This window comes from Shewanella waksmanii ATCC BAA-643 (assembly GCF_000518805.1).
Lineage (GTDB): Bacteria > Pseudomonadota > Gammaproteobacteria > Enterobacterales > Shewanellaceae > Shewanella > Shewanella waksmanii.
Window position 1 is genome coordinate 24263 of sequence record NZ_JAEH01000048.1, and the last position, 17655, is coordinate 41917.

General features: G+C 48.0%; 17 protein-coding genes. 8 read left to right on the plus strand and 9 right to left on the minus strand.

What is annotated here, in order from left to right:
* From L865_RS0116590 to L865_RS24055, 7 genes are all read right to left on the minus strand, one after another.
* Complete coding sequence (locus L865_RS0116590; RefSeq protein ID WP_028774271.1) at nucleotides 1-1344, minus strand: FliI/YscN family ATPase; 1344 nt, start codon at nucleotides 1342-1344, stop codon at nucleotides 1-3.
* Nucleotides 1337-2041: a flagellar assembly protein FliH gene (fliH, locus tag L865_RS0116595; RefSeq protein ID WP_028774272.1), complete on the minus strand. Its 705-nt coding sequence runs from the start codon at nucleotides 2039-2041 to the stop codon at nucleotides 1337-1339. Before fliH ends, L865_RS0116590 begins: the two co-directional genes overlap by 8 nt.
* 2 nt (nucleotides 2042-2043) lie before the next feature.
* On the minus strand, nucleotides 2044-3030 hold the full coding sequence (locus tag L865_RS0116600; protein ID WP_028774273.1) for a flagellar motor switch protein FliG: 987 nt from the start codon (nucleotides 3028-3030) through the stop codon (nucleotides 2044-2046).
* An 82-nt stretch (nucleotides 3031-3112) separates the two neighbouring features.
* A complete protein-coding gene (gene fliF / locus L865_RS0116605; RefSeq protein ID WP_028774274.1) occupies nucleotides 3113-4813 on the minus strand; it encodes a flagellar basal-body MS-ring/collar protein FliF in 1701 nt (566 codons plus the stop codon).
* 62 nt (nucleotides 4814-4875) lie between these two features.
* Nucleotides 4876-5214 carry a flagellar hook-basal body complex protein FliE gene (gene fliE, locus L865_RS0116610; protein ID WP_028774275.1) on the minus strand — a complete coding sequence of 113 codons (339 nt, stop codon included), beginning with the start codon at nucleotides 5212-5214 and terminating at the stop codon, nucleotides 4876-4878.
* A 29-nt stretch (nucleotides 5215-5243) separates the two neighbouring features.
* The gene (locus L865_RS0116615) at nucleotides 5244-6551 is read right to left on the minus strand and encodes a sigma-54 interaction domain-containing protein (protein WP_028774276.1); all 1308 of its coding nucleotides are present in this window, start codon (nucleotides 6549-6551) and stop codon (nucleotides 5244-5246) included.
* Entirely contained in the window at nucleotides 6551-7459 is a 909-nt protein-coding gene (locus L865_RS24055; RefSeq protein WP_051484663.1) for an OmpA family protein, read from the minus strand. Before L865_RS24055 ends, L865_RS0116615 begins: the two co-directional genes overlap by 1 nt.
* A gap of 537 nt (nucleotides 7460-7996) precedes the next feature.
* Here L865_RS24055 and L865_RS0116625 point away from each other — a divergent pair.
* The 7 genes from L865_RS0116625 to flhA are packed head-to-tail and all read left to right on the plus strand — an operon-like array spanning nucleotide 7997 to nucleotide 14271.
* Nucleotides 7997-8878, plus strand: coding sequence for a FliM/FliN family flagellar motor switch protein (locus tag L865_RS0116625; protein WP_028774277.1), 882 nt, complete (start codon nucleotides 7997-7999; stop codon nucleotides 8876-8878).
* Nucleotides 8871-9224, plus strand: coding sequence for a flagellar motor switch protein FliN (fliN, locus tag L865_RS0116630; protein WP_028774278.1), 354 nt, complete (start codon nucleotides 8871-8873; stop codon nucleotides 9222-9224). Before L865_RS0116625 ends, fliN begins: the two co-directional genes overlap by 8 nt.
* A gap of 1 nt (nucleotide 9225) precedes the next feature.
* Nucleotides 9226-9954: a flagellar type III secretion system pore protein FliP gene (gene fliP, locus L865_RS0116635; protein WP_028774279.1), complete on the plus strand. Its 729-nt coding sequence runs from the start codon at nucleotides 9226-9228 to the stop codon at nucleotides 9952-9954.
* Nucleotides 9955-9992: 38 nt separating this feature from the next.
* Nucleotides 9993-10262 carry a flagellar biosynthesis protein FliQ gene (fliQ, locus tag L865_RS0116640; RefSeq protein WP_028774280.1) on the plus strand — a complete coding sequence of 90 codons (270 nt, stop codon included), beginning with the start codon at nucleotides 9993-9995 and terminating at the stop codon, nucleotides 10260-10262.
* 2 nt (nucleotides 10263-10264) lie between these two features.
* Nucleotides 10265-11044, plus strand: coding sequence for a flagellar biosynthetic protein FliR (fliR, locus tag L865_RS0116645; protein WP_037471417.1), 780 nt, complete (start codon nucleotides 10265-10267; stop codon nucleotides 11042-11044).
* Complete coding sequence (gene flhB, locus L865_RS0116650) at nucleotides 11041-12174, plus strand: flagellar biosynthesis protein FlhB (protein WP_028774282.1); 1134 nt, start codon at nucleotides 11041-11043, stop codon at nucleotides 12172-12174. The genes fliR and flhB overlap by 4 nt, the downstream gene beginning before the upstream one ends.
* Nucleotides 12175-12189: 15 nt before the next feature.
* Nucleotides 12190-14271, plus strand: coding sequence for a flagellar biosynthesis protein FlhA (gene flhA, locus L865_RS0116655; RefSeq protein ID WP_028774283.1), 2082 nt, complete (start codon nucleotides 12190-12192; stop codon nucleotides 14269-14271).
* Between the two features lie 54 nt (nucleotides 14272-14325).
* Here the strand turns inward: flhA and L865_RS0116660 are convergent, their stop codons facing one another.
* Both L865_RS0116660 and L865_RS0116665 read right to left on the minus strand, forming a co-directional pair.
* Entirely contained in the window at nucleotides 14326-15273 is a 948-nt protein-coding gene (locus L865_RS0116660) for an alpha/beta fold hydrolase (protein ID WP_037471429.1), read from the minus strand.
* Nucleotides 15274-15360: 87 nt separating this feature from the next.
* Nucleotides 15361-17196, minus strand: a complete 1836-nt coding sequence (locus tag L865_RS0116665) for a DUF885 domain-containing protein (RefSeq protein ID WP_028774285.1) — start codon at nucleotides 17194-17196, stop codon at nucleotides 15361-15363.
* Nucleotides 17197-17354: 158 nt separating this feature from the next.
* Between L865_RS0116665 and L865_RS0116670 the strand changes: the two genes are divergently transcribed.
* On the plus strand, nucleotides 17355-17655 hold a 301-nt coding region (locus tag L865_RS0116670), incomplete at its 3' end, for an IS3 family transposase (RefSeq protein WP_037471418.1).

Sequence of the window (17655 nt, forward strand, 5' to 3'; positions counted from 1 at the left end):
CTATGCCAGTGACGAAGGTGGTTGCAATGGGCAAATTAAGTCTAATAATTGCTGCATACTTTGGGTGCGTTCAGCACGTTCATCTATCCCTTGTGTAAGAAATTCGACCAGCTGTGGGTAACTTTGTACCGCCAGATCCATATCCGCATCTTGGCCCGGTTGGTAGCCGCCAAGGGGTAATAGTTCACTGACTTCGTGATAGCGTCCGTTGAGATGGCGAAATCGTTGTATTGCTTGTTGCTGCGAGGTATCGCTCAATTGCGCCGCTAAACGGCTAATGGAGGCTGCGATGTCGATAGCGGGAAAGTGGCCTCGTTCGGCTAGCTTACGGCTGAGAACGATATGACCATCTAAAATTGCCCGAGCGGCATCAGCAATTGGGTCTTGCTGATCGTCACCTTCCGTCAGTACGGTATAAAATGCGGTTAAGGTGCCGTGGGGGTGCTGACCATTACCAGCCATTTCTACTAAGCTAGGCAATTGGGCAAAGGCTGAAGGCGGATAACCTTTGGTGGCGGGTGGCTCGCCTAAGCTCAAAGCAATTTCACGCTGAGCTTGGGCATAGCGGGTTAACGAATCAACCAGTAATAGTACCCGCTTACCTTGATCGCGAAAGCCACAGGCTAAGGTGTGGCATAGGCGCATAGCGCGTAGCCGCATTAACGGCGTGGTGTCGGCAGGGGCTGCAATGACGATTGCGCGAGCCATACCTTCTGGCCCTAAAGCTGACTCGATAAACTCACTGACCTCCCGGCCACGTTCGCCAATTAGGCCAACAATGACAATGTCAGCTTGGGTAAAGCGGGTCATCATACCGAGTAGCACACTTTTGCCGACTCCAGATCCTGCAAACAACCCAAGTCGTTGTCCTTGTCCTACAGGAAACAGGCCATTGATTGCTCGAATGCCCACATCTAAAGCGGTGTTGATTGGACGACGTAACAAGGGGTTGGTGACGGGCTTATGGCTGTCGGTGGCCGAGCACATGGCTGGGGCAGGGCCAGTATCAAGCGGTTGGCCGCGACCATCGAGCACCCGCCCTAGCAAGTTATCGTCGATGCACAGTTGGCCACTTTGGTGATAGGGCAATACCCTAGACCCTGGCATTAAGCCTGACGTGTGTTCAATGGGCATTAAGCAGAGGGTTTCTTTATGAAAACCGACCACTTCAGCTTCAATATAGCGGCCATCACGGCATTCGATTAAACAGCGATCTCCCATGCCCAACTCACAACCTACCGCTTCGAGAATGAGCCCTTTTACCCGGGTCAATCGACCATAGATCTGCGCAACTGGGATAGTTGGCCAGTCTAAAATATTATCGATTTCACCTGCTTCAGTCATGGGCTTGAGCGAGTTTGGCCTGCACTTGATCCATGCAAGCATTGAGACGAGTTTCAACCGATGCATCGGCATCTGTGTGTTCGGTAACGATTCGACAGCCACCTGCTGAAATGTCAGCGTCTGCCACTAAATGCCAGTCTGCCACTTTGTCTGCTGCAAGGTTTTGCAGTTGTTTTACGGCACTGGGCTCCAAATGAATGGCAATGTTGCCTTGGTTATCTGGCAGGGCGGCTAAGGTTTCTTCAATCAAAGCCAATATCTGTTGTGGTTGCAACGTTAACTCGCAGCGAATCACTTGTTGAGATACGCGGCGAACCAGATCAAGAATGAGTGATTGCTGCTCATTGATCTGTTGGTTGTAGCCTTCTTCGAGCAGAGATTTTAGCGCACTCAGCGGCGTCAGCACCTCATTGAGCTGCTGATCAATATCGGTTTTTCCTGCCAGTTCACCGGCGGCCTTTCCTTGGTTGAAGCCCGCAGCATGCCCCGCGCGGCGGCCTTCCTCTTTACCTGATTCTAGGCCTTCACGATGACCATTAGTAAGCCCCTCTTCATAGCCTTTATCATAAGCTTGTTGGTAGTCGTCCCACCCAGGCTCCTGTGTATCGCTGTGCTCTGGTGCCTGCAAAGGGGCAAAACGATGACGTCGTGCCAACTGGCTGTTTAATCGCCATTTATTGTTTGGGTTACGGGTCATGGTTACTCCACCACTTGCTCTTCAAAGAGCTGTAATTCAATTTCGCCTTCATCCATCAATTGCTTGGCGATCTCCATAATTTCGCGTCGAGCGGCAATGGCTTGGCTAACTGGTACAGCGCCAATAGCGTCGACTTGAGTCTCAATGGCCGATGACATACGTTTTGGTAGTGCATCCAACAGCGTCGATTTGAGTTCACTGTCGATGCCTTTAAGGGCGATGGCTAAGGTTTCTGCGGGAACATTGGCCATCACTTCTTGTAAGGTTTCCGCTTTTTGTCGTCCTAGTATGATGAAATCAAACATATTGTCAGCAACGTCACTGGCTAAGCCTTTGTCGTGTAGTTTGATCATCTCCATTAGCTGCTCACGGTCACCTTCAAAGCGATTGAGAATATCGGCGACTTGGCGAATACCTGCGACTTGGGTGTGGCTTTTTTCCATGGCAATTAGCATGCAGCGTTCGACTAGCTGCCTGAGTTCGTCGACGACATCGCGGTCGAGTTCACCCAATTGCGCGATCCGCACTAATACCTCGTCTTGGCCGGCAGCAGGTAGACTTTGTAGCACTTGCGCGGCGCTTTCTGCTGGCAGTAGTCCCAGTAATACAGCTTGTAATTGGCTATGCTCATTGGTGATTTCTCGCGCCAATAGCTGGGGTTCAACCCATTCAAGCCGTTTTACTAAGGTCTTGATCTCGTCACCGTAAATACTATCTATTAAACTTTTGGCGACCCGATCGCCTAATGCCATATCTAAGGTTTTTTGCAAATAACCTCTAGAGGCTCGTGCGATACCGGATTGCTCTTGATAGCGCATAAAAAATCGGCCGAGTACTGCTTCAGCTTCTTGTTGAGTGATACTCGAAAGTCGCGCCATTTTATGGCTAAGATGCTGTACATCGTTGCGATCAAGATGGGCCATTACTTGGGCCGCACCTTTCTCTCCCATGCTTAATAGCAACATCGCTGCCTGATCTAAGTTGTCCATTTTGATATTCGGTTCACTCATTTCGCTTTCACTTCTGTAATGATCAAGTTGGGCTGTTTTCGGTTCAGCACGATGGCGTTATTTACGGATTTTCTTTATCACTGATCCAATGGGATATCACCTCTGCCACCCTCGCTGGCTCTTGATTTGCCAACAGGCTCAAATGTTCCATTTTCACTGTCAGTGGCGAGCTAGGTTCGGGTAATCCTTGGGTTCCCATCCAAGTACTGGCGTTGTCGTTACCGCCAGCCATTAACTGATCGGCTAAAGCTTGGGCATCATCGGTGGCTGGCAATGCCGCGGTTTGATTGTCTTCTATGGCTGCCAATGGCTGCGCATCATTTTCGTTTTCGCTGTGGTGATCCACGGTACGGGTGAGGTGGCTCACAAGCGGACGCAGGACGAATAAGATCAACCCAAGGCCTAATATGCCGCCAATCAGATAGCGCAGATAAGCTTGGTAACCCTCAGCTTGCCACCAAGGCATTGGCTCAAATTGAGCGATTTGTACTGGCGCAAAATCGAAACTATTAATACTGAATTGGTCGCCTCGTGCGGCGGTATAGCCGATGGCATCTTGTACCATAGTGCCTAGCTGGTTAAGTTGCGCATCGCTCCAGCCACCTTCGCCTGCAGCTTGGTTGTTAAGCAGTACTGACACCGACAGAGTCTCCAGTTGCATCTGTTGAAAACGGGTATGACGTACCGAGCGTCCCACTTCAAATTGGCGACTTTGCTGCTGATTTAAATTGCGGCTAGCATTATTGTTTTCGTCTGCATCATTACCCGGTGGTTGGTTAGCCAGTGCCCCCGGAATGCCAAGTGCTAACTCACTGTTGGTTTCTGCCGTGCTAGAGTTCTCTTGGCGCACAACCGTATCAGGGTCGATCGCTTCACGGGTTTCTTCGACTTGGTTAAAGTTAACCTGAGCGGCAATTTGAACCTGAAAATTCTCTTGGCCCAATACCGGTGCTAACATGCTTGAAGCCCGATTGATTAAGCTTTGCTCTAGCTCTTGGGTGTATTTTAGTTGCCTATCTCGTGCTTGGGTGATGTCTTGGTTCATGGCCACCCCAGCACTTAAGTGATTGCCTTCTTGGTCGACAATTTGAACCCGTTCTGGGGTCATACCGGTAACGCTGCCGGAAACTAAATTTGCAATAGCTTCAATTTGATTGGCTTGTACTTTGGCGCCGGCGTATAAATCAAGCATCACTGATGCCGAAGGTAGTTCTGGCTGGGCTCGAATAAATAGTGTTCGCTTAGGGATGGCTAAGTGTACCCGCGCGGTGCGCACAGATTTGAGTGCCATGATGGTGCGTGAAAGCTCACCTTCGAGACTGTGGCGGTACTTGGCTTGCTCCATAAATTGGCTGGTGCCAATACCGGAGTTATCCAGTGACTCCATGCCACTAGGTAGTTGGGCTTTTACGCCTTTTGCTGCTAGTAACATCCGCGCTTTGCTGAGTTTGTCTTCCTGCACCAAGATGAGGCCACTATTGGTTTCAATCTGGTAATTGATCCCTTCTGCCTCAAGTACTTCAATCACCTGAGCAGTATCAACTTTATCTTGATGCCCATATAAAGGACGGTAGCCTTGAGAGGCGGTCCACAGCAGCAGTACAATTACGCATGCGACCACACAGGCCAGCACGGCGAGCACCAATACTTGTCGGTCTCCTCGATTGAATCGTTGCCATTTGGCTTTGGCTGATGAGAGCAGGTCTTGGTTGTCGTTAACGTCCGTGATTGCGTCAGCGCTTTGGGCCAGAGTGGTAGACATGTTCGATTAATCCTTGCTATGAAGTTTGGCGGTTACTGGAGGGGTCATTGTTACCGGCATAGTTACAGTGGCATTTTCATCACTTCGTCAAATGCTTGAACTAAGCGATTGCGGATCTGCATCATGGTTGAAAAAGACAAACTGGCTTTTTGTGAAGCAACCATGGCGCCAACTAAATCATCGCTTTCACCACTATCTACAGCTCGCATCAACGCGGAGGAGTAGTTTTGGTCGCTGTTGACCGCAGTGACTTTTTGCTGCATCAGCTCAGAAAAGCTAGGGGTAGCCACACCAAAATCTCTGGGGTTGCTGGCCACTTTGATTGCCCCTTTCGCGATTTCTGTGTGGATACTCATGGTATCCATCATCGACTGAGGGCTGATGAGTGTCGCGTTAGACATGATTAAATTCCTAAATCAGAGTGGCTGGATCAGGCTGCCTGGCCTTTATCAGCCAGTACTTTGTCAATATCTATGCCCTGCTCACGCATTTGTGCGAGCTTGTAGCGTAGAGCTCGAGTGGTCATTCCGAGGGAGTCGGCGCTGTGACTACGGTGACCATTAAATCGTTTTAGTGTGTCGATAATGTATTGAAACTCAGCTTGTTTCTTAGAAGCCTTCAAACCCGATTCGCTATTGCTTTGGGCAACGACACAGTGATGTGACTCGCTGGCGATACCGAGTTCGGCGGCCTGTAGGGCTAAGCCTCGTCGCATAATCAACGCACGTTGGATGGTGTTCTCTAGCTCACGTACATTACCCGGCCAATCGTGGGCCAGTAATAGTTGTTTTGCAGCTTCACTGAGAAAACAGTTGTCGGCTTGTATCGGTTGGTAGCGTTTTAGAAAGTGGGCCGCTAATGGCAAAATGTCTTCGCGCCTATCCCGTAACGGGGTAATTTTTAGTGGTAGCACATCAAGTCGGTAGAATAGGTCTTCACGAAAATCACCTTGCTTAACCGCTTGGCGTAAATCTCGGTTAGTTGCTGCGATAACACGAATATCCAGCGCGATTGATTGGTGACCGCCCACTCGTTCAACTTCTCTTTCCTGCAGTACTCGCAGTAGCTTGGCTTGCAGCAGTATCGGCATTTCACCAATTTCATCGAGTAAGATAGTGCCGCCATTGGCCATCTCAAATTTTCCAGCTTGATCACAGCTGGCGCCGGTAAAAGCACCTTTAACATGACCAAATAAGATCGACTCTAAAATACTCTCAGGGATTGCGGCGCAATTAACTGCAATAAAAGGTTTGTCAGCACGATTTGAGTGACGGTGGATATATCGAGCTACGGGCTCTTTGCCTGTACCGCTTTCGCCAGTGAGTAATACGCTGGCCTCCGTTGATGCCGCGCGATGGGCCAACATCAGTAATTGTCGGCTCGTTGCGCTAGCAACAACCAATTCATTATCAGGTTGCTCTAGGCGGCGAAGACGACGAAATAGCGATTGTACCTGAGCTTCATCAATCGGGTGTAAAAGGTAGTCTTGAACACCCTGCTGCATGGCGGTAGTGGCAATGTCAGTTTGTTCTGGTTTTAACACAGCAATTTGGTTTTTTGCCGGGTTGGCTTTCAATATGTCTGTGACGTCTTCGGCAACAGCTTGACTGAGATCGATCAGCGCGAGCCAAGGGTGTGTGGCTTGGCGATGGCAAGGCATAAACCCTAATAACGCCAACTCATTTTGACTGTGCGTAGACAGTGCAACATTAGACAATTGGTAGTCGTAAGTTGACATTATTGTGATACTCCAGCGGTGTCTTGGGCTAACTGTGGGTTGGGTGAGTCCTTAATAAGCCTCACGGATACACGACGGTTTTTAGCTTGCCCCGCTTGATGGTGGTTACTGGCTAGTGGTGCTCGGGTGCCATGGTGACGAACTTGAATCATGGCGCTATCAATGCCGACTTCAACTAAGCGTGCACTGACCTCGTCAGCACGCTGCTTACTGAGTACCAAGTTTGCTAGGCGATCACCCACTGCGTCAGCATGGCCATCAACTAAGACTTGTTTGATGCTCGAATCGACCTTGATATAAGCCGCGATCGCTTCGATATCGCTAAATTGAGTCGGGGTGAGCAGACTCTCAGCACTGGCAAAATTGAATGTCACATGGCGTACATACTCGAAAGGCTTTGGTAGCAACTGTTGTCGACATTGGCGAAAGGCGAGCGCGACAGAGCGAGTATTAACTGGGGCGCTTTTTACTAAATAGCCGATATCTGCACTTGGCTGAATATAAGTTTGCCAGGTTTTGCCCAGCTCTAATGCTTCAACAAATTGGGCGGTGTTGTGTTGGCTACTTGCTTGTCTGCCCAGCCATTGTAGCTGAGTACCGTGTTGACCGACTGGCTGGTTTGCCTGCCAACTGGCATTGACAATACTAATGTTGCTTGCGTGCTGCTGCAGTGCTAGCCAATCGGTTTGCAGTGCGATATCAATTTTCTCGCCCGGTTTTGCGCTAAGTACGTAGTCACCAAAGCCATCGACATAGTGGCGTATTTCGCAGCCATAAGGGCTGCCATTAAATTGCCATTGCGATAATTCCATAGGGGTTTGATAAGCGATGGTACTTGCTTGTACTTTGCCAGCAAAAAAGAATGTCGCTAACAAAATGCAGCATAAAATACTGTTTATTGATGCCAAACCAACTCATTCCTTTTTCTTGTTATTCTAATTTAGTGAATATTTTTAGTTTATAAAACACACTCAATAAATAACCCGCCTCATGATTTGAAGCTTTAGGTCGCTAATAAAACATTGTTTAGATTATAAGTAAATGCTTTTTTTGTGAATTATTGTATTTTTTGATCTGCTTGTAAATATTGGTTTTAAAATATTAAAAATATATTCCAATTTGATGGTTTAATATGTTTGAATGCTTTTTTGTGATTGCCGGTTGAGGTTTTTGCGGGACAAAAATCTCTGGTGAAACAAAATATTTCATTTTTAAGATGTTGTTTTTTAAGGGTTTAGAATTTTTATTCGAAAAAACTCAAAAAATAATTTAAGTTTTATGAAAAATTGTCGCTATATGGTTTATTTTGTTTTTTGATACTTAATTTATTTATTAGTTTTATGGTTTGATTTTGTGGTGGCGTCATATAAATGTCACCTGTCATTTTATTGGTGTTTATATTTTTTGTGTTGAGTTTTTGACGCTAATATATATTGGGGTGAGTTTTGAAAATAACATCTAAAGCTAGATTGATTAAAAATCCTGCAGTGGAGAATATTAGACCGGTTGTTTTAATCAAAGAAAAACTCGCTAGAAGTCGGTTAATCATACAGATTGAAAGCTGTCAAAAGCAGTTAATAGAAAACATTAACACCGTGCTTAATCCGATTATTCGCCAGGGGCATCATGGAGTCTATGAGGGTGTGTTGTCGACTCAAGATCAAACGGTGACACCGGATATCCATGGCGCGTGGTTTTTGCTGAGCTACCAAGGTTCGCCATTGGCGTGGTGGCGTATTGATCGTTGCACATTAGACCAACTAGCTAGTGGGTATTATGGCAGCGTTGATAGCCCCTTGTGTTCACCACTTCGAGAGCCTAGCCAATCTGAGTTTCGTCTTGCCAAAAAACTGATGTTAGCGGCGTTGTCGGCTTTGCCCGTTGTCACGTTAGATGAACACGCGTTGCAGCTTAGTTTAGTCACTAACCAAACTCCCTTAGATGCACCATTTAGCTGGCAACTGTCTTTTCCACAAGAGCAGTGTGGCGCCGACATGCGTTTTTGTATGACCGAAAAACTGTTGGGCTTAATGGCTGAGCAGCCAAGTCATTACATGGTGGCTGCGGATTTGCCTGAGCAACTGGCGCAAAGATTGAGTCAGATCCCTACCAAAATACTGTTAGAACTGGGGCGGCAAGTGACGCCGGTTACCTCGCTAAGCAACTTAAGTGTGGGTGACATTTTACCCATGAGTTTACATTCTCGCTGTCCGGTTACGGTCGGAAAGCGGCCCTTGTTTTACGCCACGGTCCATACCCACGATGGTCAGATGGTGGCCAAATTGACCCAAGATGCTTTTCCACAAGAGGAGATTCCCCATGACTGAACAAAGCTTAATTGATGATGACTTTTTACTCGATGATGATCTATTTGCGGCCGATGACACCCTAGCGGCACCGGTGGCAAAAAAACCAGTGAAAGACATGTCGTTTTTTCAGCAGCTACCCGTCCAAGTCACCCTTGAGTTAGCCAGTGCTGAAATCGCACTTGGTGAGCTGACTAAGATGGGGCAAGGCGATGTCATTGGCCTAGATCGTATGGTGGGCGAGCCGCTAGATATTCGTGTGAACGGTGCGTTATTAGGCCGCGGTGAAGTGGTGGAAGTGAATGGTCGCTATGGCGTGCGTTTATTGGAAGTTGAATCGATTAGCCTGACCGGAGCCAACGACTAGCATGCGCTTACTGCTGATCCTAGGTTTACTCTTGTTTGCACCGTTCGCTACCGCCAATGATGGCCTGACTTTATTTACCTATGGTCAAGGGGATCAAGCCCAAGCCGTCAATATCAAACTAGAGATCCTTGCTTTGATGACGGTGCTCAGTTTTTTACCTGCGCTACTGATGATGTTGACCAGCTTTACCCGGATCATTGTGGTACTGGCAATCTTGCGTCAGGCGATTGGCCTGCAGCAAAGTCCGCCGAATAAAGTGCTACTTGGGATCGCCTTGGTGATCACCATTTTTATTATGCGTCCGACTGGCAATGATATCTATCAGCAAGCCTACTTGCCTTATGACAATGGTGATATTGAGTTAACCGAAGCGGTCAAAATAGGTGAAGGGCCACTGAGGCAGTTCATGTTGGCACAGACCCGTGAAACCGATCTCGAGCAGATGCTTAAGATTGCCAATGAACCCACGACGTTAACCGCCGATCAAGTGCCGTTCTTTGTGTTAATGCCAGCTTTTGTGCTCAGTGAACTCAAAACGGCGTTTCAAATTGGCTTCTTGCTGTTTTTGCCTTTTCTAATCATCGATCTGGTTGTCGCGAGTGTGTTGATGTCGATGGGGATGATGATGTTATCACCTTTGATTATCTCTCTGCCTTTCAAGCTAATGGTGTTTGTACTGGTTGACGGCTGGACCATGACCGTCAGTACCTTGGTGGGTAGCTTTGGCTAGTGATGATAGAGATGATGGCATGCCAATAGGAACTGCTCATGGATGTGAATGAATTAACGGTGATGTTCTCCGATGCAATCTACCTGGTGGTGGCCATGGTGGCTGTATTGGTTGTGCCAGGGCTGCTGGTGGGTCTAATGATTGCGGTGTTTCAGGCGGCGACCCAGGTCAACGAGCAAACCTTGAGCTTCTTACCTAGGTTAGTGCTTACCCTGCTAATGGTGCTGTTTTCTGGGTCTTGGCTGCTACAGCAGATCAGTGACTTTTTCGCCGAGTTGTTTATGACAATTCCGCACATTATTGGTTAACTATGCTGTCTTTAACTGCGCCGCAAATAAGTGCTTTCATTGGAACCTTTTGGTGGCCATTTTGCCGGATTATGGGGGCATTTCTAGTCCTCCCCTTTTTTAGCAGCAGCTATATTCCTGCTCGGCTGCGGATTTTGTTAGCGGTGGTGATTGCGGCATTGCTAGCGCCGATGCTGCCTAACGTTCCCGAGGTCGACGCACTGTCGATTGCCGCAGTATTTATTGCAATCGAGCAGCTTCTGCTCGGCTTCATGTTGGCGCTATTTCTTTCAATACTCATCCATGTCATGACCCTATTAGGGGCGATGATGTCGATGCAGATGGGCTTGGCCATGGCAGTCATGAATGACCCGGCCAATGGCACATCGAACCCCATTCTGAGTCAGTGGTTTTTGCTCTATGGTACCTTGCTGTTTTTGGCCCTAGATGGCCATCTTGTTGCCATTGGCATCTTGGTTGATAGCTTTCTTCTGTGGCCGATTGGCAGTGGCATTTTCGATTTACCCTTGATGGGATTAGTGGGTCGCTTTGCTTGGTTATTTGCCTCGGCATTTATGCTGGCGATTCCTGTGATATTAGCCATGTTAATGGTCAACATTACCTTTGGTGTGTTGAGCCGGGCTGCACCATCTTTAAACGTATTTGCACTCGGCTTTCCAATGTCGATGTTGATGGGCTTAGTGTGTGTGATGTTCTCTTTTAGCGGCTTGCCCAGTCGTTACAGCGACCTGTGCCTTGATGCACTCGCCGCCATGTACCAATTCATTGGGGGCGCGGTATGAGTGATAAAAACTCTGGTCAAAGTAAAACGGAGAAGGCGACACCACAAAAACTGAAAAAAGCCCGCGAAAAAGGTCAGGTACCGCGCTCAAAAGATCTGGCTTCAACCGCCCTTATTATCGGTTGTGCGCTGATGTTGACTCTTAGTGCGGATTGGTTTGCTGGGAACATGGCGGCGTTGGCGCAATTTAACATGCAAGTTAGCCGTGAGCAGCTACTGAGCGACGATGTGCTGCAACAGCACATAGGTGGCTCCTTGGTGGCGATGCTGAACTTGTTGGGCCCGCTGTTCATTATGGTGGCGCTTATTGCGATGATCGCCGGTGCCATGCCCGGTGGACCAGTGTTTAGCTTTAAAAATGCTGCGTTTAAGTACAGTCGTATAGACCCGATTTCAGGTATTGGACGCATTTTTTCGGTGAAATCCTTGGTCGAGTTGGTGAAATCCATTCTTAAAGTCACCTTGCTGTTGAGCATTATGGTGTACTTCCTTGAAGCCAATCTACAAACCTTGTTGAGTTATAATCAGCTGCCTGTTGATGAAGCAGTGCGCCATGGCATCAATATGTTGTCTTTGGGGATGTTCTATTTAGGGCTGGGCCTACTGGTGATCACCTTCATCGATGTACCGTACCAGTATTGGCATCATCACAAAGAGCTCAGAATGTCGCGCCAAGATGTCAAAGATGAGCAGAAACAACAAGATGGTAAGCCGGAGGTCAAAGCAAAGATTCGTCAGTTACAGCAGCGAATTGGTCGCTCTCGGGCCGAAGTGGCGATTCCTCAAGCCGACGTATTATTGGTCAATCCCAGCCACTATGCGGTTGCGCTTAAATATGACCTTTCCCGAGCAGAAGCGCCCTATGTGGTGACAAAAGGAACCGATGAGTTAGCGCTGTATATGCGCCAAATCGCGCAGCGCCACGATGTTGAGGTGATTGAAGTGCCGCCACTAACCCGCGCAATTTATTACTCGACTCAGGTAGAGCAGCAGATCCCAGCAGCACTGTTTATTGCGATTGCTCATGTACTTAATTACGTATTGCAGATCAAGGCTGCAAGGGAAGGTAAACAAGCCAAACCTGAACCCTTGCCACAGTTTTTCATTCCGCCTCACTTACGCCATGACTAAAGGAAATATGATTCGATGAATTGGTTGTCTAACGCTTTTCAAGGTAACAAAGCTTATATCGGAATTCCGATCATGCTGTTAGCCATTCTGGCGATGGTGATACTGCCTTTGCCGCCTTGGTTACTCGATATCTTATTCACCTTTAATATTGTGCTCGCGGTGATGGTGTTGTTGGTGGGGGTGTCGATTCGCCGGCCATTAGAGTTTTCGGTGTTTCCGACGGTTTTACTACTGGCGACGCTAATGCGTTTAACCTTGAATGTTGCCTCGACACGTGTGGTATTGATTGAAGGCCATCAAGGTGGTGATGCTGCTGGTCGGGTTATTCAAGCATTCGGTGAGGTGGTGATTGACGGCAACTATGTTGTTGGTGGGGTGATCTTCTTAATCCTAATGATCATCAACTTTGTGGTGATCACTAAAGGTGGTGAGCGTATATCTGAAGTCTCAGCGCGCTTTACCTTGGATGCTTTGCCGGGTAAACAGATGGCGATTGATGCCGATCTTAATGCAGGCGTGCTCAGTCAGGAGCAAGCGCGCGAGCGCCGCCAAGAGGTGGCCCGTGAAGCTGATTTTTATGGCTCAATGGATGGTGCTTCTAAATTTGTGCGTGGTGATGCGATTGCCGGGATCTTGATTCTCGCTATCAATATTCTAGGGGGTATCGCCATCGGTGTGTTCATGCACGATTTAAGTGCCGCCGATGCATTTAAAACCTATGCGCTGCTGACCATAGGTGATGGTCTTGTGGCACAGATCCCATCGCTATTGCTGGCAACGGCGGCAGCGATTATCGTGACTCGGGTGTCCGATGCCGAAGAGATGCCCACCCAGCTAAGCCAACAACTGCTGGCCAACCCAAAAACACTGGCCACAGCAGCTGCGGTAATGTTGATACTGGGCATTGTTCCTGGCATGCCAGCGGCAGTGTTTCTATCTTTTGCAGCCTTGTTGGGTTTTGCTGCCTGGAAGCAAGGTCAGCGGCAGGCAAATCCGCCTGCGCAAGCGGTGGAGCAGCAGGTTGAAAAAAGTCTCGCAGAGCCTTCACTTCCCAGTTGGGATGCGTTGCCATTTACCGATCTGATTGAGGTGCGACTTGGCTATCGCTTAGTGCACTTGGTCGAGCGCAGTAAGGGAGCAGAACTGCAAAAGCGTTTAACCGGTATTCGTCGTACCCTGTCTGAGCAAGCGGGCTTTTTGTTAGCTGAAGTCAGGGTGCGGGATAATTTGGCGCTGGCGCCTAATGCCTATCAGATTAACTTGATGGGCAACCCTATTGTGACTGCTGAACTTGAACCCGATAAGCTTATGGCGATTAAGAGTGGTCCGGTTTATGGTGAAATTGATGGCATTTTGACTCAAGAGCCCGCTTATCAAATGGACGCAGTGTGGATTGATAATGAAGCTAAAGCCAAGGCGCTAAATTTAGGTTATTCGGTGGTGGACAACGCCACGGTTATTGCCACTCACGTCAGCAAATTGGTGCGCGAATCATTGGCCGATATGCTGCAGCATGACGATGTGGTCGCAATGACGGACCGGTTGGCTAAACAGTCCCCTAAACTTGCCGAGGCATTAAGTAATGCGTTAACGCCCATCCAGTTACTTAAGGTGTTTCGTCTATTGCTCAAAGAGCAAGTATCACTGAAAGATATTCGTACCATTGGCACCACGTTGTTGGAGTGCAGTGAAAACAGTAAAGATCCAATTTTGTTGGCGGCTGATGTCCGTTGCGCGCTCAAGCAATCAATATTGCATTCGATAGCGGGGAGCGACAACACATTGAATGTGATGACCTTAGCGCCAGAACTGGAGCAGACATTGACCAATGCGCTCACTCAAGCGCAGCAACAAGGTAAAGTGGCGATGGACAGCTTTCCGGTTGAGCCGCAATTACTGGCGCAACTGCAACAAAAAATGCCGCAATTACTGGCCGATGCCAAAGCACAGGGACACAGTCCGCTGTTGTTGGTATCTCCGCAACTGCGGCCTTTACTGGCGAGGTATGCGTTGGCGTTTGCCCGAGGGTTACATGTGCTGTCTTACAACGAAGTGCCTGAAAGTCGCGAGCTAATGGTTGCTGGCCAATTAGGCTAATGCTGACATGGATGCCTGTGCCGCCAGCATATTATGGCGGCACAGGCACTGAGACTAAGGGTGTTGCTCAATAAACTGCAATAACTGGGTTAACGCCGCATTGCGTGGGGTGTCTTTTTCCATAAAAATTTCATGGCGGGCATCGGCAATGGGGACCACCTGACAGTGTTGACTGCGGGCTCGGTTTTGGGCCTGGTTGTCAACAATGCTGTCTTCACTCGCCTGCAATATCAGTTTAGGCACCTGTGTGTCACGCGCTGCGAAGATGGCTTGTTCACTGGCATCAATGGCTTCAACTAACCAGCGGTTGGTTGGTGAGCCAAGCTGCAATTGCGGCTCGTCACGATAAATGTGTAAATAGTCCTCATAACGCGCTTGGCTATAAGTCAGGTCATTGCCTTTAAATGGGTGTGGTGAGTAATCTTTGCCACCCAATATGTAGTTGGGTGGCTGTTGTCGACGCTGGCTATCAAGCAGGTTAGCTAACCAACGAATAAAGCCTCGGTTAATCGGTAATCTAATACCCAACATTGGTGCAGAGAACACCGCGGCTTTAAAGGTGCTCGGCTTGGACTGCATGTACAAACTCCCAATACAGCCCCCCATTGAGTGACCGACCAAATAAAGTTGCCCTTGAGCATTAGGCAGGACAACCTCGTCGATAAAGTGACTAAAATCGTCGATATAGAGGTCAAAGTTATCGATATGACCCTGATGATGATTATGGGTGGTGCGACTGGATAGACCTTGACCACGATGATCTATTGCGAAAATCTGATAGCCGGCCTGATACAGATCGAAAATTAGCTCATGGTATTTAAGATAGGATTCCACTCGACCGTTGCTGATCACTATGGTGCCTTTAGGCGATGGGTGATCGATACGACCATAGGCCAAAGTTATCCCATCGGCAGTGGTTAAGCGCTGATGTCTCACCTGCTGCCAAAGGGTGCGTTGTGCCTCAGTATTAAGTTGGGATTCTTGGCTAAATATATGTGTCATGGCAATAGCTTGTTGGTGGCGAGTCAGTGTTGCTCGGTATCGATAAAACTGCAGCACCAGCAGCGCTGGTGCTTATGCAGTAATGGCTTAGTTAGCTTGGCTGGTGGCGATGAACTCATCAATCTGCTGTTCAAGAATTGGCATGGGTACCGAACCTTGGGCTAACACAGCATCATGGAAAGCTCGAATATCAAACTTTTCTCCCAAAGTTTGCTCCGCTTTGGCTCTGAGACGTTTGATGGTCAGCTCGCCCACTTTGTATGACACTGCCTGCCCAGGCCAGGAGATATAACGGTCAATCTCAGTGGTGACATTGTGCAGTGATAACGCGGTATTTTGAGCCATAAAGTCTAATGCTTGTTGACGACTCCAACCCTTAGCGTGCATACCGGTATCAACAACTAAGCGTGCCGCGCGCCACATCTCGTAAGTGAGGCGGCCAAAGTTGCTGTAAGGGTCTTGATAGAAGCCGGCTTCAAGGCCTAAGTATTCTGAATATAATCCCCAGCCTTCACCAAAGGCCGAAATATAACTGTAGCGCCTAAAGTTAGGTAGGCTGCTGAGCTCTTTATTGAGTGAGATCTGCAAATGATGCCCAGGTACAGCTTCGTGTAAAGTTAATGCTTCCATCTCGTACATCGGGCGTTTGTCTAAGGCGTAAGTGTTGACCCAGTAATAGCCCGGCTCATCGTCGCGGTTGCTACCAGAATAACGGCCCGTGGTGTATTTAGGTGCGATTTCATCTGGGACCTTTTGGATACCATAGGGCGTTCTTGGCAGTTTTCCAAAATACTTAGGTAACATCGCATCGGCTTTTTTGGCGATATACGCGGCTTCTTTAAGTAACTCTTCTTCGGTCTTGGGATAAAACTGTGGGTCGGTGCGTAAGAAGTGCAAGAAATCGGCAAAGCTACCGTCAAAGCCGACTTGCTCAATCACTTGCTGCATCTCGCCACGGATACGTTTGACTTCCTTTAACCCCAGCTGGTGCACTTCTTCGGCACTCATATCTAAGGTGGTGTAGTAGCGCACACGGTTTTCATAAAAGGCTAAGCCGTCGGGTAGACTCGCTGCTGCAATATTGCTGCGTGCACCAGGAATATACTCTTGGGTCATAAAATCATAGAAGTCTTGATACAGCGGCAAGACTTGCTGCTCTATCAGCTGGCGCCCTTTCGTGGTTAGGGTTTGCTTTTGTGCTTCGCTAAAATGTTTAGGAAATTGTTCAAATGGCTTGTAATAGCCGCTGTCTTCTACCGGCACAATAAATGCGCTAATACTGTCTTCAAAACCTTTTAGGGTGACTTTAGGCGGCGTATAACCTTCGGCTAACCCGAGTTTCATCCAATGCATTTGCTGTGAAAAATAGCGCGGTAAGGCCGCGAGTTTGCTGAGGTAGTTTTGATAGTCTTTTTCGGTTTTAAAACTGCCTTTAGCAATACTGGCTATGTAGGCATGGAAACCACTTTCGGCAGAAATGGGCGTGTAGTGGTCTTTGTACTGATATTGGTCAACCTGATTTTGCAGTTGGTACTGCAATATTTGTGCGTTAACGCTATCGGCTTTAGACAACTTGTTGAGGTCAAGTTTCTTTAGTGAAGCCAGTAATGACTGTGCTTGGCTATTGCGCTGTGCAAGGGCTTGTGCAGACAGGTCGGTTAATTTACCGGCTGCAGATTGCTCCCCTTTACTGTATGCCAGAGAAGGGTTGGCGCTAAGCGATAGTTGCCATGCGGCATCGATGATGGTTTTTAGATCACGATCGATGACCGCGACTTCTGGGGCTGTTGCTACCTGTTCAATGGCTTCAGGCTTGGCTTTTTGCGCATCATATGCGTACCGATTGTAATCGGTGGCCGTGGTGTTGAGTTGGCAGGCGCTGAGGCTCAATGCGAGTAAACTCGGCACAAGTAGCTTAGACATATCATTTTCCCTTTGCTTCGTTATTGTTTTGTATAGCCGTTTGATTATGCCTCAAAGCTACAGCAAAAGGGTATAAAAAAAGCCACCGTTTATGGGTGGCTTTTTGTATCAAGCTATTGTCCCGTCCTGAGATAAGTTGACACTTTGGAGACTTATCTATGAAACCTTCAAGCACAATCAGCATTAAACGTACACAACGTGATTACACATTAGGCTTTAAATTAGCCGTTGTCAGTCAAGTAGAAAAAGGCGAGCTAACCTATAAGCAAGCTCAACAGCACTACGGTATTCAAGGTCGAAGTACGGTCCTTACATGGTTAAGAAAGCATGGTAGATTAGACTGGACGCAACCCATGGAGCACTCTCCTATGTCTAAATCTAAAGAAACACCTGCCCAGAAAATCAAACGATTAGAGAAACAAGTTTCTAATTTAGAAATGAAAAACATGATTTATGGCG